Origin of the sequence: Streptomyces sp. NPDC006368, from assembly GCF_040612535.1 — a bacterium.
Lineage (GTDB): Bacteria > Actinomycetota > Actinomycetes > Streptomycetales > Streptomycetaceae > Streptomyces.
The window spans coordinates 28919-54736 of record NZ_JBEXQK010000024.1; the positions used below are offsets into that span (position 1 = coordinate 28919).

26 protein-coding genes and 1 riboswitch are annotated in these 25818 nt (G+C 72.8%); of the genes, 18 read left to right on the top strand and 8 right to left on the bottom strand.

The window, feature by feature from the left end; genetic code table 11:
- The first annotated feature begins 80 nt into the window (after positions 1-80).
- Positions 81-211, top strand: a riboswitch (FMN riboswitch).
- Positions 212-430: 219 nt separating this feature from the next.
- The 10 genes from ribD to ABZZ38_RS18980 all read left to right on the top strand — a co-directional run bounded on the left by ribD (position 431) and on the right by ABZZ38_RS18980 (position 9006).
- Positions 431-1483, top strand: coding sequence for a bifunctional diaminohydroxyphosphoribosylaminopyrimidine deaminase/5-amino-6-(5-phosphoribosylamino)uracil reductase RibD (gene ribD / locus ABZZ38_RS18935; RefSeq protein ID WP_356741175.1), 1053 nt, complete (start codon positions 431-433; stop codon positions 1481-1483).
- A 2-nt stretch (positions 1484-1485) separates the two neighbouring features.
- Positions 1486-2094, top strand: a complete 609-nt coding sequence (locus tag ABZZ38_RS18940) for a riboflavin synthase (RefSeq protein WP_356741059.1) — start codon at positions 1486-1488, stop codon at positions 2092-2094.
- Between the two features lie 56 nt (positions 2095-2150).
- On the top strand, positions 2151-2726 hold the full coding sequence (locus tag ABZZ38_RS18945; RefSeq protein ID WP_356741179.1) for a nicotinamide mononucleotide transporter family protein: 576 nt from the start codon (positions 2151-2153) through the stop codon (positions 2724-2726).
- Positions 2723-4003: a bifunctional 3,4-dihydroxy-2-butanone-4-phosphate synthase/GTP cyclohydrolase II gene (locus ABZZ38_RS18950; RefSeq protein ID WP_356741061.1), complete on the top strand. Its 1281-nt coding sequence runs from the start codon at positions 2723-2725 to the stop codon at positions 4001-4003. The genes ABZZ38_RS18945 and ABZZ38_RS18950 overlap by 4 nt, the downstream gene beginning before the upstream one ends.
- 40 nt (positions 4004-4043) lie before the next feature.
- A complete protein-coding gene (ribH, locus tag ABZZ38_RS18955) occupies positions 4044-4529 on the top strand; it encodes a 6,7-dimethyl-8-ribityllumazine synthase (RefSeq protein ID WP_356741063.1) in 486 nt (161 codons plus the stop codon).
- A 34-nt stretch (positions 4530-4563) separates the two neighbouring features.
- On the top strand, positions 4564-4836 hold the full coding sequence (locus ABZZ38_RS18960; RefSeq protein ID WP_031078175.1) for a phosphoribosyl-ATP diphosphatase: 273 nt from the start codon (positions 4564-4566) through the stop codon (positions 4834-4836).
- A gap of 47 nt (positions 4837-4883) precedes the next feature.
- Positions 4884-5732 carry an ATP phosphoribosyltransferase gene (hisG, locus tag ABZZ38_RS18965; RefSeq protein ID WP_356741066.1) on the top strand — a complete coding sequence of 283 codons (849 nt, stop codon included), beginning with the start codon at positions 4884-4886 and terminating at the stop codon, positions 5730-5732.
- 29 nt (positions 5733-5761) lie between these two features.
- Positions 5762-6214, top strand: coding sequence for a PH domain-containing protein (locus ABZZ38_RS18970; RefSeq protein WP_356741068.1), 453 nt, complete (start codon positions 5762-5764; stop codon positions 6212-6214).
- A 279-nt stretch (positions 6215-6493) separates the two neighbouring features.
- The gene (locus ABZZ38_RS18975) at positions 6494-7837 is read left to right on the top strand and encodes a hemolysin family protein (protein ID WP_356741070.1); all 1344 of its coding nucleotides are present in this window, start codon (positions 6494-6496) and stop codon (positions 7835-7837) included.
- Positions 7834-9006 carry a hemolysin family protein gene (locus tag ABZZ38_RS18980; protein ID WP_356741072.1) on the top strand — a complete coding sequence of 391 codons (1173 nt, stop codon included), beginning with the start codon at positions 7834-7836 and terminating at the stop codon, positions 9004-9006. The genes ABZZ38_RS18975 and ABZZ38_RS18980 overlap by 4 nt, the downstream gene beginning before the upstream one ends.
- 19 nt (positions 9007-9025) lie before the next feature.
- On the opposite strand, the gene ABZZ38_RS18985 is transcribed toward ABZZ38_RS18980, so the two are convergent.
- Positions 9026-10954: an AAA family ATPase gene (locus ABZZ38_RS18985; RefSeq protein WP_356741074.1), complete on the bottom strand. Its 1929-nt coding sequence runs from the start codon at positions 10952-10954 to the stop codon at positions 9026-9028.
- 383 nt (positions 10955-11337) lie between these two features.
- Positions 11338-11973, bottom strand: coding sequence for a hypothetical protein (locus tag ABZZ38_RS18990; RefSeq protein WP_356741076.1), 636 nt, complete (start codon positions 11971-11973; stop codon positions 11338-11340).
- A gap of 153 nt (positions 11974-12126) precedes the next feature.
- Between ABZZ38_RS18990 and ABZZ38_RS18995 the strand changes: the two genes are divergently transcribed.
- The 3 genes from ABZZ38_RS18995 to ABZZ38_RS19005 all read left to right on the top strand — a co-directional run bounded on the left by ABZZ38_RS18995 (position 12127) and on the right by ABZZ38_RS19005 (position 15499).
- On the top strand, positions 12127-13515 hold the full coding sequence (locus ABZZ38_RS18995; protein WP_356741078.1) for a peptidase C39 family protein: 1389 nt from the start codon (positions 12127-12129) through the stop codon (positions 13513-13515).
- A gap of 132 nt (positions 13516-13647) precedes the next feature.
- Positions 13648-13800 (top strand): SCO1431 family membrane protein, encoded by a 153-nt coding sequence (locus ABZZ38_RS19000; RefSeq protein WP_356741080.1) that lies wholly within the window; start codon positions 13648-13650, stop codon positions 13798-13800.
- A gap of 526 nt (positions 13801-14326) precedes the next feature.
- Complete coding sequence (locus ABZZ38_RS19005) at positions 14327-15499, top strand: acyl-CoA dehydrogenase family protein (protein WP_356741084.1); 1173 nt, start codon at positions 14327-14329, stop codon at positions 15497-15499.
- A 48-nt stretch (positions 15500-15547) separates the two neighbouring features.
- Here the strand turns inward: ABZZ38_RS19005 and ABZZ38_RS19010 are convergent, their stop codons facing one another.
- Together ABZZ38_RS19010 and ABZZ38_RS19015 are read right to left on the bottom strand one after the other, a co-directional pair.
- Positions 15548-15787, bottom strand: a complete 240-nt coding sequence (locus ABZZ38_RS19010) for a hypothetical protein (RefSeq protein ID WP_356741086.1) — start codon at positions 15785-15787, stop codon at positions 15548-15550.
- A 211-nt stretch (positions 15788-15998) separates the two neighbouring features.
- Positions 15999-16382 (bottom strand): hypothetical protein, encoded by a 384-nt coding sequence (locus ABZZ38_RS19015; protein WP_356741088.1) that lies wholly within the window; start codon positions 16380-16382, stop codon positions 15999-16001.
- A gap of 204 nt (positions 16383-16586) precedes the next feature.
- Between ABZZ38_RS19015 and ABZZ38_RS19020 the strand changes: the two genes are divergently transcribed.
- From ABZZ38_RS19020 to fxsA, 4 genes are all read left to right on the top strand, one after another.
- Positions 16587-17027, top strand: coding sequence for an Lrp/AsnC family transcriptional regulator (locus ABZZ38_RS19020; protein ID WP_356741090.1), 441 nt, complete (start codon positions 16587-16589; stop codon positions 17025-17027).
- A gap of 22 nt (positions 17028-17049) precedes the next feature.
- Entirely contained in the window at positions 17050-18675 is a 1626-nt protein-coding gene (locus ABZZ38_RS19025; protein WP_356741094.1) for an amidohydrolase, read from the top strand.
- Between the two features lie 504 nt (positions 18676-19179).
- Positions 19180-19965, top strand: coding sequence for a polyprenol monophosphomannose synthase (locus ABZZ38_RS19030; protein ID WP_356741099.1), 786 nt, complete (start codon positions 19180-19182; stop codon positions 19963-19965).
- A gap of 57 nt (positions 19966-20022) precedes the next feature.
- Complete coding sequence (gene fxsA, locus ABZZ38_RS19035; protein ID WP_356741103.1) at positions 20023-20601, top strand: FxsA family membrane protein; 579 nt, start codon at positions 20023-20025, stop codon at positions 20599-20601.
- Between the two features lie 124 nt (positions 20602-20725).
- On the opposite strand, the gene ABZZ38_RS19040 is transcribed toward fxsA, so the two are convergent.
- The 4 genes from ABZZ38_RS19040 to ABZZ38_RS19055 all read right to left on the bottom strand — a co-directional run bounded on the left by ABZZ38_RS19040 (position 20726) and on the right by ABZZ38_RS19055 (position 24168).
- Complete coding sequence (locus ABZZ38_RS19040; RefSeq protein ID WP_026278069.1) at positions 20726-21100, bottom strand: RNA polymerase-binding protein RbpA; 375 nt, start codon at positions 21098-21100, stop codon at positions 20726-20728.
- A 255-nt stretch (positions 21101-21355) separates the two neighbouring features.
- Positions 21356-22702, bottom strand: coding sequence for an MFS transporter (locus ABZZ38_RS19045; RefSeq protein ID WP_356741106.1), 1347 nt, complete (start codon positions 22700-22702; stop codon positions 21356-21358).
- A 30-nt stretch (positions 22703-22732) separates the two neighbouring features.
- Positions 22733-23497, bottom strand: coding sequence for a glycerophosphodiester phosphodiesterase family protein (locus tag ABZZ38_RS19050; RefSeq protein ID WP_356741108.1), 765 nt, complete (start codon positions 23495-23497; stop codon positions 22733-22735).
- Positions 23494-24168, bottom strand: coding sequence for a hypothetical protein (locus ABZZ38_RS19055; protein WP_356741111.1), 675 nt, complete (start codon positions 24166-24168; stop codon positions 23494-23496). The genes ABZZ38_RS19050 and ABZZ38_RS19055 overlap by 4 nt, the downstream gene beginning before the upstream one ends.
- Before the next feature lie 102 nt (positions 24169-24270).
- Here ABZZ38_RS19055 and ABZZ38_RS19060 point away from each other — a divergent pair, with 102 nt between their 5' ends.
- On the top strand, positions 24271-25782 hold the full coding sequence (locus ABZZ38_RS19060) for a PLP-dependent aminotransferase family protein (protein ID WP_356741113.1): 1512 nt from the start codon (positions 24271-24273) through the stop codon (positions 25780-25782).
- Positions 25783-25818 lie beyond the last annotated feature (36 nt).

Here is a 25818-nt window from a genome sequence, read left to right on the forward strand (position 1 = left end):
CCGCGCGTCTGTGAGTCACGCCACATCGATCACCCGCATGGGGGGTGACCCGTCATGGCAGACTGGCCCTGTATCAGCAGCAGCGCACTCCGGGGTCGGTGCAATTCCGAACCGGCGGTTACAGTCCGCGACCCGGCCGCATCCAGTGGCCGGTTGACCAGGTGAAATTCCTGGACCGACGGTGAAAGTCCGGATGGGAGGCAGTGCGCGGCGGGTGACCCTCAGGGGTGTGCCGGCCGTACGTCCGCTGGTCGCCGTCCCGGCGACCCGGCGGTACGCGCGGCCCCCGGCGTACCCCGTGCGATGGTGTTTCCCGCTCCCTGTCCTCATCGACAGGCCCCGGAGTCCGCGCCCGAAGAGGCAGGAGGACCCGGTGGCCACCGCAGCGGACGCCCACACGGCCGGCACGGCCGACGCCGACACCGCCGCCATGCGCCGAGCCATCGCGCTCGCCGCCCGCGGCCTCGGCTCCACCAGCCCCAACCCGGTCGTCGGCTGCGTCATCCTCGACGTCTCCGGCCACCAGGTCGGTGAGGGCTGGCACCAGCGCGCCGGCGGACCGCACGCCGAGGTCCACGCCCTGCGCCAGGCCGGGGTCCTCGCCCGCGGCGGCACCGCCTACGTCACCCTCGAACCCTGCGACCACACGGGCCGCACCGGTCCCTGCGCCCAGGCACTCATCGAGGCCGGCATCGCCCGCGTCGTCTACGCCGTCGGCGACCCGAACCCGCGGGCCACCGGTGGCGCGGACACCCTGCGCGCGGCCGGCGTCGAGGTCGTCGCCGGGGTCCTGGAGGCCGAGGCCGAGGCCGGCAACACCGCCTGGCTCACCTCCGTACGCCTCGGCCGCCCCTACGTCCTGTGGAAGTACGCCGCCAGCCTCGACGGCCGCGTCGCCGCCCAGGACGGCACCAGCCGCTGGATCAGCTCGCCCGAGTCCCGCGCCGACGTCCACCGGCTGCGCGCCGAGGCCGACGCCGTGGTCGTCGGCTCCGGCACCGCCCGGGCGGACGACCCCCACCTCGCCGTACGCGGCGTCGAAGGCGCCGTCCAGCCGCTGCGCGTGGTCGTCGACACCGAGGCCACCGCCGTCACGCCCGGCGCCCGGGTCCTCGACGACGCCGCTCCCACGCTGATCGCGGTCGCCGAGGACGCCGAGAGCGCCCTGACCGACGTCGTCCGGCTCCCCAGGGCGGGCAAGGGCCTGTCCGTACCGGCCCTCCTCGACGCCCTGCAGGAGCGCGGTGTCCGCTCCGTCCTCCTCGAAGGCGGCCCGACCCTCGCCGGTTCCTTCATCGCCGCGGGCGCTATCGACAAGGTCGTCGGCTACCTCGCCCCGGTCCTCCTCGGCGGGGGCCCCGCCGCCCTCACGGACGCCGGAATCACCACCCTCACCGAAGCTTTGCGGCTCGACGTCACCGAGACCGTCCGCATCGGCCCCGATCTTCGTATCACCGCCACCGTCGCACCCAAGGAGCGCTGAGCGTGTTCACCGGAATCGTCGAAGAACTGGGTGAGGTCACCGCCGTCGAGAACCTCGGCGACGCCTCCCGCTTCCGCCTGCGCGGCCCCCTCGTCACCGAGGACGCCAAGCACGGCGACTCGATCGCCGTCAACGGCGTCTGCCTCACCGTCGTCGAGACCGCCGACGGCGAGTTCACCGCCGACGTGATGGCCGAGACGCTCAACCGTTCCGGCCTCGGCGCGCTGACCACCGGCTCCCGCGTCAACCTGGAGCGGCCCATGGCGCTCGGCGACCGGCTCGGCGGCCACATCGTCCAGGGCCACGTCGACGGCACCGGCACCATCCTGGAGCGCACCCCCTCCGAGAACTGGGAGATCGTCAAGGTCTCCCTCCCGGCCCCCCTCAGCCGGTACGTCGTCGAGAAGGGCTCCATCACGGTGGACGGCGTCAGCCTCACCGTCGTCGACGCGGGCGCCGACCACTTCACCATCAGCCTCATCCCCACCACGCTCGCCCTGACCACGCTCGGCATCAAGCAGCCCGGCGACCCGGTCAACCTGGAGGTCGACGTGATCGCCAAGTACGTCGAGCGGCTGACCACCCACACGATCGAGGGGAACGCCCGGTGAACTGGCTGCACTCCGAGGCGTTCACCGCCGTCGGCCAGCACATCCTGTGGTCCGACATGATCGGCAACACCATCGGCCTGATCGCCCTCGCCCTCGGCTGGCGCCGCTCCATATGGACCTGGCCCGCCCAGTTCCTCTCCGGCGTCATCCTGATCGCCGCCTACGCCTCCGCCCAGCTCAGCGGCGGCGTCGGCAAGCAGCTGCTGGTCATCGGCGTCGCCCTGTGGGGCTGGCGGCAGTGGCACCGGGGCAGGCAGCAGGCCCAGGACGGCTCCATCGCCGTCCGGTTCGCCTCCTGGAAGGAGCGCGGACTGCTGCTGGCCGGCGCGATCGCCGGCACCCTCGCCGTCGGGGGCCTCTTCACGCTGTACCCGTCGCTGTCCTGGAGCCCCTGGGCCGACGCGTACATCTTCGTCGGGACGCTGGTCGCGATGGTCGCCCAGGCGCGCGGCCTGGTCGAGTTCTGGTTCGCCTGGCTCCTCGTCGACCTGGTCGGCGTCCCGCTGGCCTTCAGCAGCGGTCTCGCCTTCTCCGGCCTGGTGTACGTGATCTACTTCGCCCTCGTCCTCTGGGGCATGCGCGACTGGTGGCTCCGCACCCGCACTCCGGCTCTGGAAGGAGCACCGGCATGACAGCCCTGAGCGTCTGGGACGCCACCGACCTCGCCCTCGACCCCGTCGAGCAGGCCATCCGCGACATCGCCGCCGGCCGGCCCGTCGTGGTCGTCGACGACGAGGACCGCGAGAACGAGGGCGACCTCGTCATCGCGGCCGAGAAGGCCACGCCCGAGATCATCGCCTTTATGATGAGCGAGTGCCGCGGCCTGATCTGCGCCCCCATGGAGGCCGACGAGCTGGACCGCCTCCAGCTTCCGCAGATGGTGACCGACAACACCGAGTCGATGAAGACCGCCTTCACCGTCTCCGTCGACGCGGCCCCCGTCCACGGCGTCACCACCGGCATCTCCGCCGCCGACCGCGCCACCACCCTCCAGCTGCTGGCGAGCGGCGTCTGCGAGCCGTCCGACTTCGTCCGCCCCGGCCACGTCTTCCCGCTGCGCGCCCAGCCCGGCGGCGTCCTCGTCCGCAACGGCCACACCGAGGCCGCCGTCGACCTCGCCCGGCTCGCCGGACTGCGCCCCGCCGGCACGATCGTCGAGATCGCCGGCGAGGACGGAGTCATGCTGCGCCTGCCCGAGCTGGTCCCGTTCGCCCGCAAGCACGGCCTGACGATCATCTCGATCGAGGACCTCATCGCCTACCGCCGCAGCAGCGAGCCGACCGTCCGCCGCGAGGCCGAGGTCCGGCTGCCGACCGCGCACGGCGAGTTCACCGCGTACGGCTACCGCTCCACCGTCGACGGCGTCGAGCACATCGCCCTCGTCCACGGCGCCATCGGCGACGGCGAGGACGTCCTCGTCCGCGTCCACTCCGAGTGCCTGACCGGTGACATCTTCCACTCGCAGCGCTGCGACTGCGGCCCCCAGCTGGAGGCCTCCATGGAGCGCGTCACCGCGGCGGGCCGCGGCGTCGTCGTCTACCTGCGCGGCCACGAGGGACGCGGCATCGGCCTGCTGTCCAAGCTCCGCGCGTACGAGCTCCAGGAGCGCGGCCGTGACACCCTCGACGCCAACCTGGAGCTCGGCCTGCCCGCCGACGCCCGTGACTACGCCGCGGGCGCCCAGATGCTCGCCGACCTCGGCGTACGCAGCCTGCGGCTGATGACCAACAACCCCGACAAGATCGCCGCCCTCGCCCGGCACGGCCTCACCGTCAAGGGACGCGAACCCATGCCCGTCCAGGCCGGCGAGCACAACCTGCGGTACCTGCGCACCAAGCGCGACCGCATGGGCCACGACCTGCCCTGGCTGGACGCCGCCGCCACCGCGTCCGCCTGCAACAACCAGTAAGACCCACGAGTCCCGAACAGAGCACGAGGAGAGTACGTACGTGAGCGGCAAGGGCGCACCCGAACTGAGCGTGAAGAACTGCGGCGACCTCCGGGTCGCCGTGATCGCGGCACAGTGGCACGAGAAGATCATGGACGGCCTCGTCGACGGCGCCCTGCGCGCCCTGCACGAGCTCGGCATCGACGAGCCGACCCTCCTGCGGGTCCCCGGCAGCTTCGAGCTCCCCGTCGTCGCCAAGGTCCTCGCCGGCCGCGGTTACGACGCGATCGTCGCGCTCGGCGTCGTCATCCGGGGCGGCACGCCCCACTTCGACTACGTGTGCCAGGGCGTCACCCAGGGCCTCGTCCAGGTCTCCGTCGACACCGGCGTCCCGGTCGGCTTCGGCGTACTGACCTGCGACACCGAGGAGCAGGCCCTGGACCGGGCCGGCCTGGAGGGCTCGAACGAGGACAAGGGCCACGAGGCGGTCACCGCCGCCGTCGCCACCGCCACCACACTGCGCACCGTCAGCGAACCCTGGCGCTGAGTGGGCGGCCTCACCCCGTACTCTTAGGACCATCATGGCGAACAAAACCTTCGAAGAGCTCTTCGCCGAGCTGGAGCTCAAGGCCAAGACCGGCGACCCCGCCACCTCCCGCACCGCCGAGCTGGTGGACAAGGGCGTCCATGCCATCGGCAAGAAGGTCGTCGAGGAGGCCGCCGAGGTCTGGATGGCCGCCGAGTACGAGGGCAAGGAAGCCGCCGCCGAGGAGATCTCGCAGCTGCTGTACCACGTCCAGGTGATGATGGTGGCGCGCGGGATCTCCCTCGACGACGTCTACGCCCACCTCTGATCGCTCCGTTCACGCGTCACACACTCCACAGTTAGGAAGCTCACCCCATGCTGCGCATCGCCGTCCCCAACAAGGGTTCACTGTCCGGACCTGCGTCGGCGATGCTCCATGAGGCCGGCTACCAGCAGCGCAAGGAGTCCAAAGAGCTCGTGATGGTCGACCCGCTGAACGAGGTGGAGTTCTTCTACCTCCGCCCCCGGGACATCGCCATCTACGTCAGCTCCGGCAAGCTGGACATCGGCATCACCGGCCGCGACCTGCTGCTCGACTCCGGCGCCAACGCCGAGGAGATCCTCCAGCTCGGCTTCGCCCGCTCCACCTTCCGGTACGCCACCCGGCCCGGCACCGCGAGCGGCCCCGCCGACTTCGGCGGCATGACGATCGCCACCTCCTACGAGGGCATCGTCGCCAAGCACCTCGCGGACCAGGGCATCGACGCCTCCGTCGTCCACCTCGACGGCGCGGTCGAGACCGCCATCGAGCTCGGCGTCGCCCAGGTCATCGCGGACGTCGTGGAGACCGGCACCTCGCTGCGCAACGCGGGCCTGGAGGTCATCGGCGAGCCGATCCTCACCTCCGAGGCGGTCGTCATCCGCCGCACCGGCGCCCCCGCCGACGACCCGAAGGTCCAGCAGTTCCTGCGCCGCCTCCAGGGCGTCCTGGTGGCCCGCTCGTACGTGATGATGGACTACGACTGCCGGGTCGAGCACCTGGAGCAGGCCGTCGCCCTCACTCCGGGCCTGGAGTCGCCGACCGTCTCCCCGCTGCACCACGAGGGCTGGGTCGCGGTTCGCGCCATGGTCCCCGCCAAGGAGGCCCAGCGCATCATGGACGACCTCTACGACCTCGGGGCCCGCGCCATCCTGACGACCGAGATCCACGCCTGCCGCCTCTGATCCGCCCGACGAACGCTGACGACACGGACATGTCCACCACCTCACTCCCCGACCTCCCGGTCACCTTCCGGCCCACCCGAACCCGGGCGGTCCTGCTCACCGTGGGCACGGTGATGTTCGCCGTGATCACGGCCGTCGCCCTGATGCTGGAGAAGCTCGGCCCGGGGGAGCGCGCGAGCTTCATCTTCGTCGCCGCGCTCTTCTTCGGCGTCCTCGCGCTGCTCAGCCGCCCCAAGGTCGTCGCCGACGACACCGGGGTCACCGTGGTCAACCTGACCCGGACCCGCCGCCTGGACTGGGCCGAGATCCTGCGGGTCAACCTGCGCGAGGGCGACCCCTGGGTGTTCCTCGACCTCAGCGACGGCACCAGCATGCCGGCGCTCGGCATCCAGCCGGGGATCGGCAAGCAGCAGGCCCTGCGCGACGCGCGCGCCCTGCGGGCCCTGGCGGAAGCGCGCGGCACGGGCCCTCTCGACGCCTGACCCGGCACCGGACCCCGCCTGTCCCGCCTCCGGCCCGGCCCGGCGCCGAAGCGGGACCCCGCGGAGCCCCGCCCTGTCGCCCGTACGGGCGCCCACCCCCTGCCCCACCAGCGGCTCGCGTGTTTACTCTTGTGGCGGTGGCGCCGAGCGCGCCACCGCCTCGCGCGTACGGCAGCACGATTCGCCGGCGGGGCACCTACGACCCGAGGAGTGACTCCCTCCAGCAATGGACGGATCGTCCGGTAGTACCCGCGCCGCCCCCTTCGACGAGGCGGCGGCATGATCATCCCCCTTCTGCTGCTCGCCGCGGCATTCCTCCTGATCCTCGCCAACGGCTTCTTCGTGGCGGCCGAGTTCGGCCTCGTCACCGTGGAGCGGGCGGACGCCGAACGCGCCGCCGCCGAGGGCGACCGGCGCGCCGGGACCGTCGTACGGGCGCTGCGCGAGCTGTCGTTCCAGCTGTCCGGCACCCAGCTCGGCATCACCATCACCTCGCTCGTCGTCGGCATGCTCGCCCAGCCCGCGCTCGCGCGGCTCCTCGACGGGCCGCTCACCGCGACCGGACTGCCCGAAGGCGTGGTCTCCGGCGTCGCCGTCATGATCGGCATGCTGGGCGCGTCCGCCGTGCAGATGGTGATCGGCGAGCTCGTTCCCAAGAACTGGGCGGTCTCCCGCCCCCTGCAGGTCGCGCGGTTCGTCGCCGGCCCGCAGTACCTGTTCTCGTCCGTCTTCCGGCCGGTGATCGCGCTGCTCAACACCGTCGCCAACCGGCTGGTGCGGCTGCTGGGTGTCGAGCCCACCGAGGAGCTGGCCTCCGCCCGCACGCCCGGCGAACTGGTCTCGCTCGCCCGGCACTCGGCGCGGGCCGGCGCCCTCGAACAGGACACCGCCGACCTCTTCGTCCGCACACTCGCGCTGGGCGGGCTCACGGCGCAGCATCTGATGACGCCGCGCGTGAAGGTCAGCGCCCTGCGGTCGGACGCCACCGCGGCGGACGTCCTCAACCTCACCCGGGCCACCGGCCTGTCGCGCTTCCCGGTCTACCGGGACCGCATCGACGAGATCATCGGCATGGTGCACCTGAAGGACGCGCTCGCCGTGCCCATGACGGAACGGCTGCGCACCGCCGTGGCCGATGTGGCCCTGCCGCCGCTGCTCGTCCCGGAGACGCTGCCCGTCCAGGCGCTGCTGGAGCGGCTGCGCAACGAGCAGCCGATAGCCGTGGTCGTGGACGAGTACGGCGGCACGGCAGGCGTGGTCACCCTGGAGGACATCGTCGAGGAGCTCGTGGGCGAGGTCCGCGACGAGCACGACTCCGAGGGCGACGACCTGCCCGAGCTGGCCGCCGTCGCCGCCGAGGACGGCCACCCCGCGTGGGAGGCCGACGGCAGCTGCCGCGTCCACACGCTGCAGCGGATAGGCCTCGACGTCCCCGAGGGGCCGTACGAGACCGTCGCCGGGCTCGTCGCCGACCTGCTCGGCCGCATCCCGGCCCCGGGCGACCGCGCCGACCTGCCCGGCTGGCGGCTCTCGGTGCGCCAGGTCGACCGCTACCGCGCCGAACGGGTCCGGCTCGTGCGTACCGCGGACGTCGCCGCGGAGCTGGCGGAGGCCGCCCGATGAGCGTGTTGCAACTGCTCTTCGCGGGCCTGCTGGTTCTCGCGAACGGCTTCTTCGTGGGTGCCGAGTTCGCCCTCGTGTCCGTGCGCCGCAGTCAGATCGAGGCGCTGGGGCCCAGCTCCAAGCGGGCCCGCCAGGTCCTGTACGGCCTGGAGAACCTGCCGCGGATGATGGCCGCCGCGCAGTTCGGCATCACCATCTGCTCGCTCACCCTCGGCGCCGTCGCCGAACCGACGGTGGCCCACCTGCTGGAGCCGGTCTTCCACGCCGTCCACCTGCCCGAGAGCCTGATCCACCCCCTCGGGTACGTCATCGCGCTCGCCGTGGTCGTCTTCCTCCACCTCGTCATCGGCGAGATGGTCCCGAAGAACCTGGCCATGGCGGCGCCGGAGAAGACCGCGCTGTGGCTCAGCCCCGGTCTGGTCGGATTCGCCCGGCTGTGCCGCCCGGTGACGGTGGCGCTCGGCGCCTGCGCCCGGCTCGTCCTCAGGGCGTTCCGGGTGGAGCCGAAGGACGAGGTGGAGGCCGTCTTCACCAGCGCCCAACTCGGGCGGCTCGTCGAGGACTCCGGCCAGGCCGGGCTGCTCGACCCGGCCGAGCAGGAGCGGCTGGAGGACGCCCTGGAGCTGGGCAGCCGCCCGGTCACCGACGTCCTCATCCCGCGTACGACGCTGGTGACGGTCACCCCGTCGGTGACCCCGGCCGAGGTCGAGGAGCTGACCGTACGCACCGGGTACTCCCGCTTCCCGGTGTGCGCGGAGGGCGGGAGCGGTGTCTTCATGGGGTTCGTGCACGTCAAGGACGTTCTCGATCTGGAGGACGCCGACAAGGCCGTACCGCAGCGCATGTGGCGCCCGATGGCCACGCTGCGGGCGGAGCTGCCGCTCGACGACGCCCTCACCGTGATGCGCCGCGCGGCGACCCATCTGGCGCAGGTCGCGGACGCCTCCGGACGGGTGCTCGGGCTGGTGGCGCTGGAGGACGTGCTGGAGATGCTGGTCGGCGAGGTGCGCGACCCCGCGCACCGCTCGGCCGCGCCCCTGGCGCCGCTCGTCACCGAGGCGCCCGGGCCGGCCGGTACCGCCGGCGCGACCCAGGCCGGTGAGACCGCCGGGGCGTCCGGGCCGCGGTCGCGCCCGGCCGCTTCCGAGGGTGTGCTGGCCGCTCAGTGACACCGCTCGGCGACGCCCCTCAGTAACCGGGGGGCTCCTGCGGGCCGCGGTTCACCGGACCGCGGCCCGACAGCACCTCGCCGTACGCCTGCATCAGATCCGGCAGGCGCAGGGTGGCCAGGTCCTCGCGGGTCGGCGTGGCCGCACAAACCGACAGCCGCAGATCGCGGTAGGCGCACGACTTCTCGTACAGCGTGCGCAGGAACCGGCCGTTGCCCAGCTCGTCGATCCAGCCCTGTTCCACCACGTGGACGCTGATCGAGCGCAGCTCCTCCAGGGCCTCCTCGTCCCACACGTCGTCGTTGGCCGCGGCCAGCACCCGGCCGATCGCGGTCAGTTCGAGCGGGCGGTACGAGGGGAAGTCCACGCGGGTCGTGAACCGCGACGACAGGCCCGGGTTGGTGGCCAGCAGCCGGTCCATGCCCTCCGGGTAACCGGCCAGGATCACCACCAGGTGGTCCCGGTTGTCCTCGGCGCGCTTGAGCAGTACCTGGAGGGCCTCGTCGCCGTACGCGTCGCCCTTGCTGTAGCCGGAGTTGGACAGTGAGTACGCCTCGTCGACGAAGAGCACCCCGCCGAGCGCGGAGTCGATCAGCTCGTTGGCCTTCACCGCCGTCTGCCCCAGGAACTCGCCCACCAAATCGCTCCGCTGGGCCTCCACGAGGTGGTCGCCCCCGAGCAGCCCGAGCGCGTAGAAGACCCGGCCGAGGATGCGGGCCACGGTGGTCTTCCCGGTGCCGGAGGGACCGGAGAAGACAAAGTGACGTTTCGGCGGCTGCACCGGAAGTCCCTGTCCCGCACGCAGCCGCGCCATCTCCAACTGCGCCGACAACGCCCTGACCTGCCGTTTCACCGGATCCAGGCCCACCATCCGCTCCAGCTCGGCAAGCGCCTCGGCGAGCAGCGCCGGGTCGGTGGGGCTCGCCGGGAACGGCGGCGGCCCCGGCCGGCCGGGCCCGGCCGCCTTCTCCCGTACGCCGTGCACGGGTGCGGGCGGCGCGGGGCCGAGGATCGGCTGCGGGCCCTGCGGCTCGCCGCCGAAGCGCGGACCGTCGCCGGGCTGCGCGTCGGGGGCGTCCGGCAGGTCCCCGCCCTCCCGCCCGTCCACGGCGGTGTCCTGTCCGGCGCCGGCCAGCGACACCGTGGCCAGCCCGGCCGCCGCCTCCTCCGCGCCGTCGAACCCGTCGTACTCGGCGATCGCGGCCAGCCGGGCGGCGGTGTCCATGAAGGCCGGGTCGATCCGGTGCACGGCGCGGTACAGGGGCAGGGCCGCGGCGGTGCGGCCGGTGCCCTCGTGCGCGCGGGCCAGCCAGTAGCGCAGCTCCTTGCGCTGCGGCTGCTCGCTGCGGCAGCGCATCAGCGCGGCGGACAGCAGCGGCTCGGCCTGCCCGTACATCTCCAGCCTGACCCGGGCCATGCCGCCGAACAGCCCCGCCTCGATGCCGAGCAGCGGGTCGTCGACGAGCGGTTCGGTGTGGCGTACGAGCTGGTCCCAGTCCTTGACGAGGTACGCCCGGCAGGCGTGCAGGAACCGCACCTGCGGATCGGTGTCCACGGGCGGCAGCCCGGCCAGCGCCCGGTCCAGCTCCGGTACGTGGCGGCCGTCCAGCCAGTGGGAGGCGTGCGCCAGCAGCAGATCGCGCGGGGACTCCAGCACCGGCTGGACCCACCAGCCCAGCCAATACCAGGAGTTCAGCGTCCGCCGGTGACGGGCGCGCTGCTCGCCGAAGCGGTCCCGGTTGCGGTACATGCGCAGCAGCGCGGTCGTGGTGTCGACGCGTAACGCGTGCAGTCCGAGCCAGCCGTCGGCCATGCCGGGATCGATCCGCACCGCTGTGCGGAACTCCTCCTCCGCCTGCGGATACGCGCCCATGGTGTAGGCGTCCACGCCGCGCAGCCAGGCGAGGTCGGCCGGGGCGTGCGCGCCGCCCTGCGTGCCGAAGTCCATCGGGTCCCCCACAAACCGTGCCCCCGTACCTCCTCCCGCCGGGCGCTCACCCGCCGGAAGCCTGCCCAATCGCCCTCTCGTGAACGGGATGTCACCGCACCGAGGTGCACCGAGGTGTACCGAGAGGCATCGTACCTGCGCAGCGCGTGTGCGACTAAGGGCTCCGCGAGCGTTCGGACCCCGGTGACCCACGGTGAGCGAGAACCGCTCGAACGGCGGTGGAGGAGGGGCGAAGGGCAGAACGAAGCCCCCGATCACGGGGGAACAACCGGGGGCTTCGCGTCTGCGGCGGCTCCGGAAAGCCGCACATTGAGAACGTAAGACCTGTACGCCCCGTCGGTCAAGCGAAGTTGAGGCACTCGCCCCGGCCGAATCCCGACTGTTCAGTATGGAGGCGAATGTCGATCACTCACAGTGACGATACGGTGCGGGCATCCGGTCTCAGAGGGCCCGGGAAGCAACTCGTACCCCTCCGAACACTCCCGTACCAGCGTGTCGGCGAAAGGACGCGACGGGTCCGCCGCGAAATGGCGGGTCTCCGCCACTGTCCATCCGTCCCAGAACGCGGACTGCGCCGGTCCGTCCCGGTGACGCCCGCGCGCCCAGGACTCCTCGGCCCCCCGCTCCATCCACAGCAGCCACGCCAGGTACGGCCGCAGGGCGCGGCGCCCGGCGCCCACTCCCTCGACGAGCACGACGGGCGCCGGGTCGAGCGGCCGGGACCGGCCGAAGCGGCGCCGATTCCAGTCGTACGGGTGAACGCGCGCGGCCTCGCCGCGGGTCAGTGGTTCGAGTACCTCGGCCCGGAGCCGGTCCGTCCAGGCGAAGAGTTCGTCGTGCGTGGCGATGTCGTCCAGGTGCAGGACGGGGGCCCCGCCGAGCGCGTCCGCGAGCCGCCCGGCGAACGTGGACTTGCCCGAGCCGGCGTGACCGTCGACGGCGACGAGGCGCACCGGGCCGCAGGAGGGCGGCAGGGCGCCCAGTTCGGTGGCGAGCCGGCCCAGGTCGGGGGAGTCCATGCGGCCACCCTACAAAGCCACCGGTGGAGACCAATATTGGTGGGGGAGACGCGGCGCCGCTTGCTGGCAGACCCGGCCCCCGGACCGGGATAGTGGGCGCACCTGTCGTGCACTCGACGCCCCATCCCTCCATCCCGTCCGGGGGTCACCGCCATGACCAGTTCCCTGTCACCCTCCACGTCCCGCAGAGCCGTGCTCGCCGCCGCCCTCGCCGTCGCGGGCGGCGCGGCCACGTCCTCCGCCCCCGCGTCCGCCTCGGGGCCGGCCCCCTCCTCCGCCCCTCGCGCCACTCCCGCCCCGGCGACCGCGCCGGACCCCGGTCTCGTCGACAACCACTTCTGGACCTCCTACACCGACTGGTGCACCGGCACCCACAGCGGCACCAGCCCGGTCGCCGGACACCGCCCCGGCCTGGTGATCGGCGCCCCCGCCGGACGCGGCGACCACACCGACCCCCACACCGGCCGCACGGCCTCCTGGGAGTACGCCACCTGGACGTCGCCGCGCCACACCTCCGCGGCCCCGGCCACCGAGATCATCGCCTCCTGGAACGCCCACACCCCGCCCGGCACCTGGATCACCGTCGAGCTCGGCGGCCGGTACGCGGACGGCGCCGAGACCCCCTGGTACGTCATGGGCCGCTGGGCGGCGGGAGACGACGACATCCGGCGCGCCTCCGTGGACGGCCAGAGCGACGGCAGGAGCACCGTCCGGACCGACACCCTCGCGGTCGACGACGCCACGGCGCGCCTGGTCTCCCACCGCCTCCGGCTCACCCTCCACCGGAAGCCGGGCAGCCGGGCCACGCCGACGGTGTGGCGGCTCGGCGCGATGGCGTCGGACCTCCCGGACCGCTTCACGGTGCCCGCCTCCCGGCCGGGGCTCGCCCGCGAACTGGTGGTGCCCCGCTACTCGCAGAACACGCACATCGGGCAGTACCCGGAGTACGACAACGGCGGCGAGGCGTGGTGCAGCCCCACCTCCTCGCAGATGATCATCGAGTACTGGGGTCGCAAGCCCACCGCGGCCCAACTGGCGTGGGTGAACCCCGCTTTCGCCGACCCGCAGGTCTGCCACGCCGCCCGCTTCACCTTCGACTACCAGTACGACGGCTGCGGCAACTGGCCCTTCAACGCCGCCTACGCCGCCACGTATGACGACATGAACGCGGTCGTCACCCGGCTGCGGTCGCTCACGGAGCTGGAGACCCTGATCCGGGCGGGGATCCCGGCGATCACCTCGCAGTCCTTCCTGAAGGAGGAGCTCACGGGCGCCGGATACGGCACGGCGGGACATCTGATGACCGTGATCGGCTTCACGGAGAGCGGCGACGTGATCGCCAACGACCCGGCGTCCCCCAGCAATGAGGCCGTGCGCCGGGTCTACCGGCGCCGCGAGTGGGAGAACATCTGGTTGAGGACCAAGCGCTACAACGCCTCGGGGAACGTGGTGTCCGGCACAGGCGGCGTCTGCTACCTGTACTGGCCGGCCCACCCCACGGCCGCTCAGCGCAAGGCCCTCGCGGCGGTCGGCATCCGCTGAGGGTCCCCGGCGGGCTCACGGGCGGTCCGGTGGCGTGATGAACATCTCCTACCACACGGGCCGCCCGTGCTGGCACTGTGGTCTGGTCACCCGGGGACACCCGCACCGAAACCAGACACAGAGCGAGAACCCATGACCACTGCTGCCGCCGTTGCCGCCCCTGCCGCCTCCCGCGCCCGTACCGGTGGACCGAAGGACGACGGCCCCCAGCTGTTCGAGCACATCATGGGCTGGGTGCTGGTCGTCGTCTTCGCCATGCTCGTCACCCGGGCCGGCCTCTTCTGACGGACACCGCGTACGGAACCGGCGGCGCTGCGGCGCTCCCGGGACCACGCGGCCACACCCTTCCGGCATCCGGCATCCGGCGCCCGCGGTGGCGCCGGACCGAACTCGCCCCGCCGCGCCGGACATCGACCGCCGTCGCCGCCCACTGTCGCGACGCCCGTCGGTGGACGCCCCCGCGCGGGCCGTCCGGGACGCGCGGCGCGCGAGGCACTGATCGCCACCGTCGCGCACGGGCGCCCAGGACCGCCCGACCTCCCCGCGCCACCGACCGGCGCGCGGCGCGTCCCGGCCTTCCCGCCCCCGTCCCGGGGCGCCGCGGGACACCCCCGGGACCGCCGAGCCGAATGATCTCTGCCACCCCGTGACGCCAGGCCGCTGATCGGGCATACTCAACGCGCCACAGCCGCTGGCCAGCCCCTTTCCGCGACCCGGAAGGGCAGCATCGGTGAGGCAGTGAGATCCGGCGGCGCCGCCCACCCAGTCGCGCGCGCCCGCCGCAGCGCCCGACAGGGAGGAGAGCGCCGCCATGCCCGACCGCGCCCCGCAGCCGGTGGAACGTCAGCTGCCCACCGAGGAATCCAGGGATCTCATCGCCCTGGTACGCGACATCGTCCAGCGGGAGATCGCTCCCCGCGCGGCCGAGGAGGAGGACGCCGGCCGCTTCCCGCGCGAGATCTTCTCCCTCCTCTCCGCGTCCGGCCTGCTCGGCCTGGCGTACGACTCCGACTTCGGCGGCGGGGACCAGCCGTACGAGGTCTACCTCCAGGTGCTCGAAGAGCTCGCCGCCGCCCGGCTGACCGTCGGCCTCGGCGTCAGCGTGCACTCGCTCTCCTGCCACGCCCTTGCCTGCTACGGCACCAAGGAACAGCGCACCGAGCACCTTCCCGCCATGCTCGGCGGCGGCCTCCTGGGGGCGTACTGCCTCTCCGAGCCGTCCTCCGGCTCGGACGCCGCCTCACTGCGCACCAAGGCGGTCCGGGACGGCGACGACTGGGTCATCACCGGCACCAAGGCGTGGATCACCCACGGCGGGGTCGCCGACTTCTACACGGTCATGGCCCGCACCGGGGGCGAGGGGGCGCGCGGCATCACCGCGTTCCTGGTGCCCGGGGACGCGGAGGGGCTGAGCGCGGCGGCGCCCGAGAAGAAGATGGGCATGAAGGGTTCGCCCACGGCCCAGCTCCACTTCGACGGCGTACGCGTCCCGGACGCGCGGCGCGTCGGCGAGGAGGGTCAGGGTTTCGCCATCGCCCTGTCCGCGCTGGACTCCGGCCGTCTGGGCATCGCGGCGTGCGCCATCGGCGTCGCGCAGGCGGCGCTGGACGAGGCCGTCGCGTACGCCACGCAGCGGCAGCAGTTCGGCCGCCCCATCGCGGACTTCCAGGGCCTGCGGTTCCTGCTCGCCGACATGGCCACCGGTGTCGAGGCCGGCCGGGCGCTGTACCTCGCCGCGGCACGGCTGCGCGACGCGGGCCGCCCCTTCTCGCGGGAGGCGGCGATGGCCAAGCTGTTCTGCACGGACACGGCGATGAGGGTCACCACGGACGCGGTCCAGGTGCTCGGCGGCTACGGCTACACCGCCGACTTCCCGGCCGAGCGCTACATGCGCGAGGCCAAGGTCCTCCAGATCGTCGAGGGCACCAACCAGATCCAGCGCATGGTCATCGCCCGGCACCTCGCGGGTCCCGAGAGCCGCTGAGTCCCGTGGCGCCGGGTACGCCCGGCCCCGCTGTCCCGGCCCCAGGGGTCACCGTGGCGTGCCGGGCGTGCCGGGGCTCCCGGGAAGGGGCCAGGCCGGCGCCGCCGTGAGCCTCGTCCACTCCTGGTCGTGGCGGCCCGGCACCGTCCGGCCGCTGCCGGCCCAGTGGCGGACCAGGGCGCGGTAGATGGGCGGGTCGGCGGCCGGGTGCGGAACCGATTCTTCGGACAGCGTCGCCCATCGGCTCACGCCGTAGCCGCTCGTGGGGTACGTCGAGTACAGCGTCATGCCCGGCCAACGCGGCCCGGCCCGGCCCGGTCACCGCCGGACGCAATCGTGCGCCAGTTCGCGGCCTACCCGCCGGTGGGGGCGCGCCCCGGGCGCCGCAGCTGCCGCGTCGTCAACTCCCGCGCGGACCAGGAGGGGCGGCCCGCTCCCGCACCACGCCGCGCTCGGGGCGATGGTGCGGGAGCGGTACGGGTGCAACGGAGAGCGGACGTCAGGCGGCACGCCGCATCTGCGGCACCTCGGCCCTGGGCGGCACCTTGATCGGACGCGAGCCGGGGCCGCCCACGTGCGAGAACGGTTGCGTCCGCCAGTCCAGCCCCTGCGGCAGGGTCAACAGCAGACCGGTGTCCTGCTCCTGGAGGTCCAGCGACTCATCGGCGGGACGCGCCTCCGACGCCGCCCGGCCCGTACCGGAACACACCGACAGGACGAACGGGTTCCAGGGTGTGGGACACAGCGCGTGCTCCGGCAGGACGTCCTCGTCCGCCAGGAGCGCGATCGGCTGCGCGCAGTCCTGGCAGATCACCCGGACCATCTCGAAAGTGTCATAGGCGTCGAGCTCTTCGGGCTCAACGGAATCAACAGGCTCCTGCATGGAGAATCTCCCCCTTGGGTGGGCCGACCAGGCTCTTGCGGCCTCGACCACAGCAACCAATTCCCTTCCGGGCAACCGGATAACCATCCGGTCACGAACGACCCGCACCCCAAACCTGTGGCTTTCGTCACATGCCGCCCGCAGGTGCCCTTCCGGGGTGCCGCCGACTGTGCCGCAGGGCACCCGGGGCAATAGGTTGACCGCATGGAGGAGCTGGATCGTCAGATCGTCGAGTTGCTGGTCAAGGACGGGCGCATGAGCTACACCGACCTGGGCAAGGCCACCGGCCTGTCCACCTCGGCGGTGCATCAGCGCGTCCGCCGTCTGGAGCAGCGCGGAGTCATCCGCGGCTACGCGGCGGTCGTCGACCCCGAAGCGGTCGGCCTGCCGCTCACGGCGTTCATCTCGGTGAAACCCTTCGACCCCAGCGCCCCCGACGACATCGCGGACCGGCTCTCCGACATCCCGGAGATCGAGGCCTGCCACAGCGTCGCGGGCGACGAGAACTACATCCTCAAGGTGCGCGTCTCGACCCCGCTGGAACTCGAGCACCTCCTCACCCGGATCCGTTCCCAGTCCGGCGTCTCCACCCGTACGACCGTGGTCCTCTCCACCCCGTACGAGGCCCGGCCGCCCCGCGTGTGACCGCGCTTCTAGGCTGGTCACCATGACCGAGAGCGAACACCGCACCGTGCTCCTGCGCGGTGGAGACGTCCACAGCCCCGCCGACCCCTTCGCCACCGCGATGGTCGTCGAACGGGGGCATGTCGCCTGGGTGGGGTCCGAGGGCGCCGCCGACGCCTTCGCCTCCGGCGTGGACGAGGTGATCGACCTCGAAGGCGCCCTGGTGACCCCCGCCTTCACCGACGCGCACGTCCACACCACGGCCACCGGCCTCGCCCTCACCGGCCTCGACCTGTCCGGCGCCCGTACGCTCGCCGACGCCCTCGATCTCGTACGGGCGCACAGCGCCGCACGCCCCGAGGACCGGGTCCTCCTCGGCCACGGATGGGACGCCGCCCGCTGGCCCGAGCGGCGCCCCCCGTCCCGCAGGGAACTCGACGAGGCCACCGGCGGGCGCCCGCTGTACCTGCCGCGCGTCGACGTCCACTCGGCCGTCGTCACAAGCGCGTTGCTCGACCTCGTGCCCGGCGTCACCGATCTGGCCGGCTACCACCCCGACCGGCCGCTCACCGCCGCCGCCCACCACGCCGTCCGCGCCGCCGCGCACGCCGCCGTCACCCCCGGCCAGCGCGCCGGGGCACAGCGCGCCGCACTGCGCCACGCCGCGTCCCTCGGCATCGGCACCGTCCACGAGTGCGCGGGCCCCGAGATCTCCGACGAGGAGGACTTCACGGCCCTGCTGGCGCTCGCCGCCGACGAGCCGGGGCCCCGCGTCGTCGGGTACTGGGCCGAGGCCGTGAGCGGCGAGAAGGACGCCCGGCGCGTACGCGAACTCGGCGCCGTCGGAGCGGCCGGCGACCTCTTCGTCGACGGCTCACTGGGGTCCCACACGGCCTGCCTCCACGAGCCGTACGCCGATGCGGCCCACACGGGCACCGCCCACCTCGACGCCGCCGCCGTCGCCGCCCATGTGACCGCCTGCACCGAGGCAGGCCTCCAGGCGGGGTTCCACGCCATCGGAGACGCGGCCGTCAGCGCCGTGGTCGAGGGCGTACGGGCGGCCTCCGAGGCGGTGGGCCTGGCACGCGTGCGTGCGGCCCGGCACCGCGTCGAGCACGCCGAGATGCTCACCCCCGAGACCATCGCCGCCTTCGCCGAGCTCGGTCTCACCGCCTCCGTGCAGCCGGCCTTCGACGCGGCCTGGGGCGGCGAGGACGGCATGTACGCCCAGCGCCTGGGGGCCGAGCGGGCCCGTACCCTCAACCCGTACGCCGCGCTCCTGCGCGCCGGCGTGCCGCTCGCCTTCGGCTCCGACAGCCCGGTCACTCCGCTGGACCCGTGGGGCACCGTCCGCGCCGCCGCGTTCCATCGCACGCCCGAGCACCGGATCTCGGTGCGCGCCGCCTTCACCGCCCACACACGCGGCGGGTGGCGGGCGACGGGCCGGGACGACGCGGGGGTGCTGGTTCCGGGCGCGCCCGCCGACTACGCGGTCTGGCGCACCGAGAACCTCGTCGTCCAGGCGCCCGACGACCGCGTCGCCCGCTGGTCGACCGACCCGCGCTCGGGGACGCCCGGGCTGCCCGACATGACCCCCGGCGTGGAGCTGCCGCTCTGTCTGCGCACGGTCGTCGCCGGCCGGACGGTCTTCGTGCGACCGAACGAGTGACATAGGGACATTTCGTACACCGGTCGCCCGCCGCCGCGCTCGTCCTTCACCTGCGGATCTTCGTCGCTGACCTGGCCGTTCGTTCAAACGCCGCAGGTCGAAGGGGTGTTGACAGCGAACGGTCGGCGGCCGGTAGGTTCGGCCGGGTCCACCACAGGACGCCCGACCGGTCGACCTCTCCGCCATCGTCGAAGGCCGCTGGGTCATGGGGTGGTGTGCCGCACCGGCGCACCACCACTGGGAGCCAGATGCAGCGTCCGCGCCTCGGGGACGAGGGAAGGTCCGCCCGGCCGGGTGTCCCCCCTGCTCCCCCGGGAGTCGGGGAGTGCGACCCGGGTGGGGCCCGGACGTTCAGTAGACAACGGCTCTCGGTCGACCCGCAGCCAGCGGGCCCCAAGGTCGGCCCGAAGGACTCCGGGTCCCGATCCGCGCCCCCTGCCGCATCCCTGTCCCGCTCCCGGCTCGCTATGGTGGGGTCCAGCGCACAGGACGTAAGGGGCAGCAGTGAACGACGGTGGTCAGAGTGGTCGGAGCGGTCAGCGGCGATACGGTCCGCTCGGCAAGGCCCTGGTGATCATCCCGACCTACAACGAGGCCGAGAACATCCGGTCGATCGTCGCCCGGGTCCGCGCCGCCGTGCCCGACGCCCACGTCCTCGTCGCCGACGACAACAGCCCGGACGGCACCGGCAAGCTGGCCGACGAACTGGCCGCCGGGGACGACCACGTCCACGTCCTGCACCGCAAGGGCAAGGAAGGCCTGGGCGCGGCGTACCTGGCGGGCTTCCGCTGGGGCATCGAACACGACTACGGCGTCCTCGTCGAGATGGACGCCGACGGCTCCCACCAGCCCGAGGAACTCCCGCGCCTGCTCACCGCCCTGAAGGGAGCCGACCTGGTGCTCGGCTCCCGCTGGGTGCCCGGCGGCCGGGTGGTCAACTGGCCCAAGTCCCGGGAGTTCCTCTCCCGCGGCGGCAGCACCTACTCGCGGCTCCTCCTCGACGTCCCCCTCCGCGACGTCACCGGTGGCTACCGGGCCTTCCGCCGGGAGACCCTGGAGGGCATCGGCCTGGACGACGTGGCCTCGCAGGGATACTGCTTCCAGGTCGACCTCGCCCGCCGGGCCGTCGCCGCCGGGTTCCACGTCGTCGAGGTGCCCATCACCTTCGTCGAGCGCGAGCACGGCGACTCCAAGATGAGCCGGGACATCGTCGTCGAGGCGCTGTGGCGGGTCACCGCGTGGGGGGTCGGCTCCCGGGCCGAGCGTCTCCTCGGCCGCAAGCCCTCCTGACCACCGGCTGCCCACCCCTTTACGCCGTCCTGGCACGCCTCCGGGCACACTGGGACCATGACGACCGGCGCACCGCCTCCCCTCGCCCGTAAGCGCTCACGCGCCCGTACGCTCGTGCCCCTCGGCATCGTCGCCTGGCTGGTGCTGGAGGTCTGGCTGCTGACCCTCGTGGCCGGCGCGGCCGGTGGACTCACCGTGCTCGCCCTGCTGGTCGGCGCCGGAGTCCTCGGCGCCGCCGTGGTCAAGCGCGCCGGGCGCCGCGCCTTCCGGACGCTCACCGAGACGCTCCAGCAGCAGCAGGCGGGCGCCGCTCCCGACCCGGACCCAGGGAGCCCCGGAAACGGCTTCCTCATGCTCGGCGGCCTGCTGCTGATGCTGCCCGGGTTCACCTCGGACGTTGTAGGCCTGCTGCTGCTCGTTCCTCCCGTGCGCGCGGCGGTGGGCCGGTACGCGGAGCGGGCGCTGGACCGCCGGATGAGGGCCGCCGTGCACGGCTCCCTGGGAGACGCCTTCCAGCAGGCCCGCATCCACCGCCCGGACGGCAAGGTGGTGCAGGGCGAGGTCATCCGAGAGGACGCACCGGAGCGTTCGCGCCGGCACGACGACGAGGGCCCGCGCCCGCCGCTGACACGCTGATCCGCCGCCGTAGGCGTCCGTCGCCGGACGCCAAGAGCCGCGGGGCGGCGGTACACATGTGATGTACCGCCGCCCCGCGGCTCTTGCTCATTGCTCCGGAATCGGCTCCGGCGCTGTTACGCGCTCAGGCGGACTTCCGGCTGTCGCGCGGGTGCACCGCGATGTTCATGGCGCCGGAGCGCAGGACCGCCAGCCTCTCGGCCAGCACCTCCTCGAGCTCCTCACGGGTACGCCGCTCCATGAGCATGTCCCAGTGCGTACGCGCCGGCTTGCCCTTCTTCTCCTCGGGGCCGTCCCCGTCCACCAGAAGTGCCTGGCTTCCGCAGACCTTGCACTCCCACTCCGGCGGGATCTCCGCCTCCACCGAGAAGGGCATCTCGAAACGATGCCCCTTCTCGCATGCGTACTCCACCGCCTGGCGCGGGGCCAGATCGATGCCGCGGTCGGTCTCGTAGCTGGTCACCACGAGGCGCGTGCCGCGAAGAGCTCGCTCACTCATGAATCGTGCCTCCCGGGCTTGTCGCCCACAGGACAGGTGTCGCTGTCGTCGTCATCCGGTCAACGTCCGGTCGGCGGTAAAGATTCCCGTTGCGGGTCATGCGTCGCCCGTCGTGCCGCCCCTTGTTGTACCCACCAGTGACCGGTTTGTCACATCTGGCAGAAGATGTCACCCAGCGTCTTCACTTCTTCGGCGCGCAGTAACGGTCCGCCTGGCAGGCCAAAGGCGTACACTACCGGCCTTTGACTTCCACGTCTAAATCCGGTCCGGCACGGGGTTCCCCGCCGCTGCCACCGCACGCCGTACGGGTACCCGGGCCAGGAGCGCGAAACCCAGCCCGAAGAAGATCGCCAACGAGATGATCGCGTCGCGATAACTGCCGGTCAGCTGGTACGCGAGCCCGAACACCAGCGGCCCGAGCCAGCTCAGCCCCCGGTCGCTCATCTCGTACGCCGAGAAGTACTCGGCCTCCTTGCCGCGCGGCACCAGATGCGAGAAGAGGGAGCGCGACAGCGCCTGGCTGCCGCCGAGCACCAGCCCGATCGCGGCGGCCAGCGCGAAGAACCAGACTGGCGCCCCGGCGGGAAGGAAGTATCCGGCCGTCAGGATCAGCGTCCACACGGCCAGCGAGCCGAGAATGGTCCGTTTCGCCCCGTACGAACGCGCCAGCCGCCCCATGCCCAGCGCCCCGGCCACCGCCAGCACCTGCACCAGCAGGACCGCCGTGATCAGCGTCGTCTGGTCCAGGCCCAGCTCCTCCGAGCCGTAGACCGACGCCTGGGAGATCACGGTCTGCACGCCGTCGTTGTACACGAGGTACGCCAGCAGGAAGGAGAGCGTCAGCGGGTGGCGCCGCATGTCCCGCAGGGTCGCCATCAGCTGCCGCCGGCCCGACCCGACGGCGCCCTCGCCGCCCGGCGTGACGCCCCGGTCGCGCAGCCTCCGCAGCGGCACGACGGTGAAGGCCCCCCACCACAGACCGGCCGACGCCAGACAGATCCGAACCGCCTCCCCCTCCGACAGTCCGAAGGAGTCGTGGCCCGTGTACAGGACGAGGTCGAGGACCAGGACCAGCGCGCCGGACGTGTAGCCGAAGGCCCACCCGCGGGAGGAGACCGCGTCCCGCTCCTTGGGCTCGGCTATCTGGGGCAGATAGGCGTTGTAGAGCATCATGGAGACGGCCAGGGAGGCGTTCGCCACGATCAGCAGGAACGCCCCCAGCAGATAGCGCTCGCCCTCCAGGAAGAACAGCCCCGCCGTCGCCGCCGCTCCCACGTACGCGGAGACGGCCAGCAGCGGCTTCTTCCGCCCCGTACGGTCGGCCACCGCACCGGCCGGCGGCATCACCAGGAGGGCCAGGACGACCGAGAGGGACACCGCGTACGCGAAGACCGAACCCGCGCGGACCGGGACACCGAGCGGATGGACGAAACCGTCGGCGTCGGCCGCCGCCTTGGCGACCGACGTCAGATAGGGGCCCACGAAGACCGTCAGCACACTCGTCGAGTAGACGGAGCACGCGAAGTCGTAGAAATACCAGCCCCGTTGCTCGCGGCGGCGCTCCGGTGTCCCGGCGGTCCGGCCGGCGGTTTCCGCGGTCACGACCGCCCCCTCGTTCTTCCCCGGCCGGCCTCAGACCCACACTCCCCGGTCGGTCAGTACCGTGCGCAGCGTCTCCAGATGATCGGTCATGATGCCATCCACCCCGAGATCGAGGAGAGCGGCCATCCGGTCGGGGTCGTTCACCGTCCACACATGCACCTGAAGGCCGCGCTGGTGCGCGGCCCTGATGAACCGGCGGTCCACCACCCGCACCCCGCTCCGGCTCTCCGGCACCTGTGCCGCCACCGCACCGCGGCGCACCGCCGCCGGGATGCCGTACGAGCGCAGCCGCAGCCCCAGCACCCCGCGCACCCCGTAGGACGTGGCCAGGCGCGGCCCCGCCAGGCGCAGCGCCCTGATGACCCGGCCCTCGTTGAAGGAACCGACGCACACCCGGTGCCAGGCGCCCGTCCTGCGGACCAGCTCCACCAGCGGAGCCAGCGCGGCCTCCGCCTTGATGTCCACGTTCCAGCGCGCCTCCGGGAACTCCTCCAGCAACTCCTCGAAGAGCGGCAGCGGCTCCTCGCCCGCCACGCGCGCCTCGCGCACCACGCTCCAGGGCAGCGCCCCGATCCGCCCCCGCGCGTCGGTCACCCGGTCCAGCGTCGCGTCGTGGAAGGCGACCAGCCGGCCGTCGGCGGTGGCGTGTACATCGGTCTCGAAGTAGCGGTAACCGGCTGTGGCGGCGCGCCGGAAGGCCGCCACGGTGTTCTCCAGCCCGTCCGCCGCCCCGCCGCGGTGGGCGAAGGGTATGAGGGCGGGGTGGTCCAGGTAGGGGTGGCGTACGCGAGTCACCGGCGAAGTATCGCCTGCTCCGGTGTCCGCCCGGCGACCACCGTGCTTCCCTCGCCGGGAGCGGGGATGGCGAAGACCCTCAGGAAGAGCTGGGCGAGCGGCCCGATCGACAGGGCGTAGACCACCGTGCCGACACCCAGGGAGCCGCCCAGCAGGAAGCCGGTGAGGACGACGGCCACCTCGATCGCCGTCCGCACGAGCCGGATGGACCGGCCCGTCACGCGGTGCAGACCCGTCATCAGGCCGTCCCTGGGGCCGGGGCCGAACCGGGCCGCGATGTAGAGGCCGGTGGCGACGCCGTTGAGCACGATGCCGGCGACCATGACCGGGATCTGCGCCGCCAGGCCGGGGGCGTCCGGGACAACGGCCAGGGTGCCGTCCATCGCGACTCCGACCACGAAGACGTTGGAGACGGTGCCCAGGCCCGGCTTCTGCCTGAGCGGGATCCACAGCAGGAGCACGACCGCGCCGACGATGATCGACACGACGCCGATCGTGAGTCCGGACAGCTCCGCGAGACCCTGGTGCAGGACGCCCCACGGTTCCAGGCCGAGTCCACCGCGCACGAGCAGGGCGGAGCTCACGCCGTACAGGGCCAGGCCCACGTACAGCTGGAGCAGGCGGCGACTCAGCCGGCGCCGGGATCCGGAGCCATCCGAAGTGATGGACAAGTTGTGCCCCCCGATGTGGTGGTGGTGGACTGGCTCATGTCACTCTGGGGCGGGGAATTGGACTTCAACCATGGCCAATTCCAGGAAGGTGGACCGATTTCCATGACCGAGTGGACTTCCGCGGTCGGTGCGGCCCAGCTGGCCCGGCAGCTGAACACCCAGCAGCCCCGGCCGGCCGGCCCCGGCACCCGCAAGCCGCCCGCCTACCGCGCGCTCGCCGACGGCATCCGGGTCCTGGTACTCGAGGGCCGCGTCCCGGTCGCCGCCCGCCTGCCCGCCGAGCGCGAACTGGCCCTGGCGCTCTCCGTGAGCCGCACGACCGTCGCGGCGGCGTACGAGGCGCTGCGCGCCGAGGGCTTTCTGGAGTCCCGGCGCGGCGCCGGGAGCTGGACCGCCGTGCCCGCGGGCAACCCGCTGCCCGCCCGCGGCCTCGAACCGCTGCCGCCCGAGTCCCTCGGCTCCATGATCGACCTCGGTTGCGCCTCCCTCCCGGCACCCGAACCCTGGCTCACCCGGGCCGTCCAGGGCGCGCTGGTGGAGCTGCCGCCCTACGCCCACACGCACGGCGACTACCCGGCCGGGCTGCCCGCGCTGCGGCAGATGCTCGCCGACCGGTACACGGCGTGCGGCATCCCGACGATGCCGGAACAGATCATGGTGACGACCGGGGCGATGGGCGCGATCGACGCCATCTGCCACCTGTTCGCCGGGCGCGGCGAGCGGATCGCCGTCGAGTCGCCCTCGTACGCCAACATCCTGCAGCTGATGCGCGAGGCCGGCGCCCGGCTGGTGCCCATCGCGATGGCCGAGGGGCTGACCGGCTGGGACCTGCCCCGCTGGCGGCAGGTGTTCCGCGACGCCGGACCCCGGCTCGCGTACGTCGTCGCCGACTTCCACAACCCGACCGGCGCGCTGGCGGACGAGGACCAGCGCCGGCAGCTGGTGGACGCCGCCCGCTCGGCCGGGACCGTGCTCGTCGTCGACGAGACCATGACCGAGCTGTACCTGGACGACGACCTGGAGATGCCCCGGCGGGTGTGCGCCTTCGACCCGGCCGGCAGCACCGTCATCACCGTCGGCTCCGCCAGCAAGGCCTTCTGGGCCGGCATGCGCATCGGCTGGGTCCGCGCGGCGCCCGACGTGATCCGCTCCCTCGTCGCCGCCCGCGCGTACGCCGATCTCGGCACGCCGGTGCTGGAACAGCTCGCCGTCAACTGGCTCATGAGCACGGGCGGCTGGGAGGAGGCGGTCGGTCTGCGGCGCGCCCAGGCCCGCGAGAACCGTGACGCCCTCGTCGCGGCGGTGCGCCGGGAGCTGCCCGGCTGGGAGTTCGAGGTCCCGCGCGGCGGCCTCACCCTGTGGGTGCGCACGGGCGGGCTGTCCGGCTCGCGCCTCGCCGAAGTGGGCGAACGGGTGGGCGTACGGGTGCCCTCGGGCCCCCGCTTCGGCGTGGACGGCGCCTTCGAGGGGTACGTACGGCTGCCGTTCACCGTCGGCGGCCCGGTGGCCGACGAGGCCGCGGTCCGCCTCGCCGCGGCGGCCCGCCTGGTGGAGTCCGGCACGACCGGGGGGACGGGCACGGGCACGGAGACGCCGCGGACGTTCGTGGCGTAACTCCGCCCGACGACCACGCGCCGCACACGCACCCGT

Excerpts from the sequence above, each read along its gene's own strand:
- ABZZ38_RS18945 (WP_356741179.1), top strand. The coding sequence starts at position 2,151 with ATGATCGGCAACACCATCGGCCTGATCGCCCTCGCCCTCGGCTGGCGC.
- ABZZ38_RS18995 (WP_356741078.1), top strand. The coding sequence starts at position 12,127 with ATGACCAGTTCCCTGTCACCCTCCACGTCCCGCAGAGCCGTGCTCGCC.
- ABZZ38_RS18960 (WP_031078175.1), top strand. The coding sequence starts at position 4,564 with ATGGCGAACAAAACCTTCGAAGAGCTCTTCGCCGAGCTGGAGCTCAAG.
- ABZZ38_RS19040 (WP_026278069.1), bottom strand. The coding sequence starts at position 21,100 with ATGAGTGAGCGAGCTCTTCGCGGCACGCGCCTCGTGGTGACCAGCTAC.
- ABZZ38_RS18970 (WP_356741068.1), top strand. The coding sequence starts at position 5,762 with ATGTCCACCACCTCACTCCCCGACCTCCCGGTCACCTTCCGGCCCACC.
- ABZZ38_RS19015 (WP_356741088.1), bottom strand. The coding sequence starts at position 16,382 with ATGCAGGAGCCTGTTGATTCCGTTGAGCCCGAAGAGCTCGACGCCTAT.
- ABZZ38_RS19005 (WP_356741084.1), top strand. The coding sequence starts at position 14,327 with ATGCCCGACCGCGCCCCGCAGCCGGTGGAACGTCAGCTGCCCACCGAG.
- ABZZ38_RS19060 (WP_356741113.1), top strand. The coding sequence starts at position 24,271 with ATGACCGAGTGGACTTCCGCGGTCGGTGCGGCCCAGCTGGCCCGGCAG.
- ABZZ38_RS19000 (WP_356741080.1), top strand. The coding sequence starts at position 13,648 with ATGACCACTGCTGCCGCCGTTGCCGCCCCTGCCGCCTCCCGCGCCCGT.
- ABZZ38_RS19020 (WP_356741090.1), top strand. The coding sequence starts at position 16,587 with ATGGAGGAGCTGGATCGTCAGATCGTCGAGTTGCTGGTCAAGGACGGG.
- ABZZ38_RS19025 (WP_356741094.1), top strand. The coding sequence starts at position 17,050 with ATGACCGAGAGCGAACACCGCACCGTGCTCCTGCGCGGTGGAGACGTC.
- ABZZ38_RS18990 (WP_356741076.1), bottom strand. The coding sequence starts at position 11,973 with ATGGACTCCCCCGACCTGGGCCGGCTCGCCACCGAACTGGGCGCCCTG.
- ABZZ38_RS18980 (WP_356741072.1), top strand. The coding sequence starts at position 7,834 with ATGAGCGTGTTGCAACTGCTCTTCGCGGGCCTGCTGGTTCTCGCGAAC.
- ABZZ38_RS19010 (WP_356741086.1), bottom strand. The coding sequence starts at position 15,787 with ATGACGCTGTACTCGACGTACCCCACGAGCGGCTACGGCGTGAGCCGA.
- ABZZ38_RS18975 (WP_356741070.1), top strand. The coding sequence starts at position 6,494 with ATGATCATCCCCCTTCTGCTGCTCGCCGCGGCATTCCTCCTGATCCTC.
- hisG (WP_356741066.1), top strand. The coding sequence starts at position 4,884 with ATGCTGCGCATCGCCGTCCCCAACAAGGGTTCACTGTCCGGACCTGCG.
- ABZZ38_RS18985 (WP_356741074.1), bottom strand. The coding sequence starts at position 10,954 with ATGGACTTCGGCACGCAGGGCGGCGCGCACGCCCCGGCCGACCTCGCC.
- ribD (WP_356741175.1), top strand. The coding sequence starts at position 431 with ATGCGCCGAGCCATCGCGCTCGCCGCCCGCGGCCTCGGCTCCACCAGC.
- ABZZ38_RS18950 (WP_356741061.1), top strand. The coding sequence starts at position 2,723 with ATGACAGCCCTGAGCGTCTGGGACGCCACCGACCTCGCCCTCGACCCC.
- fxsA (WP_356741103.1), top strand. The coding sequence starts at position 20,023 with ATGACGACCGGCGCACCGCCTCCCCTCGCCCGTAAGCGCTCACGCGCC.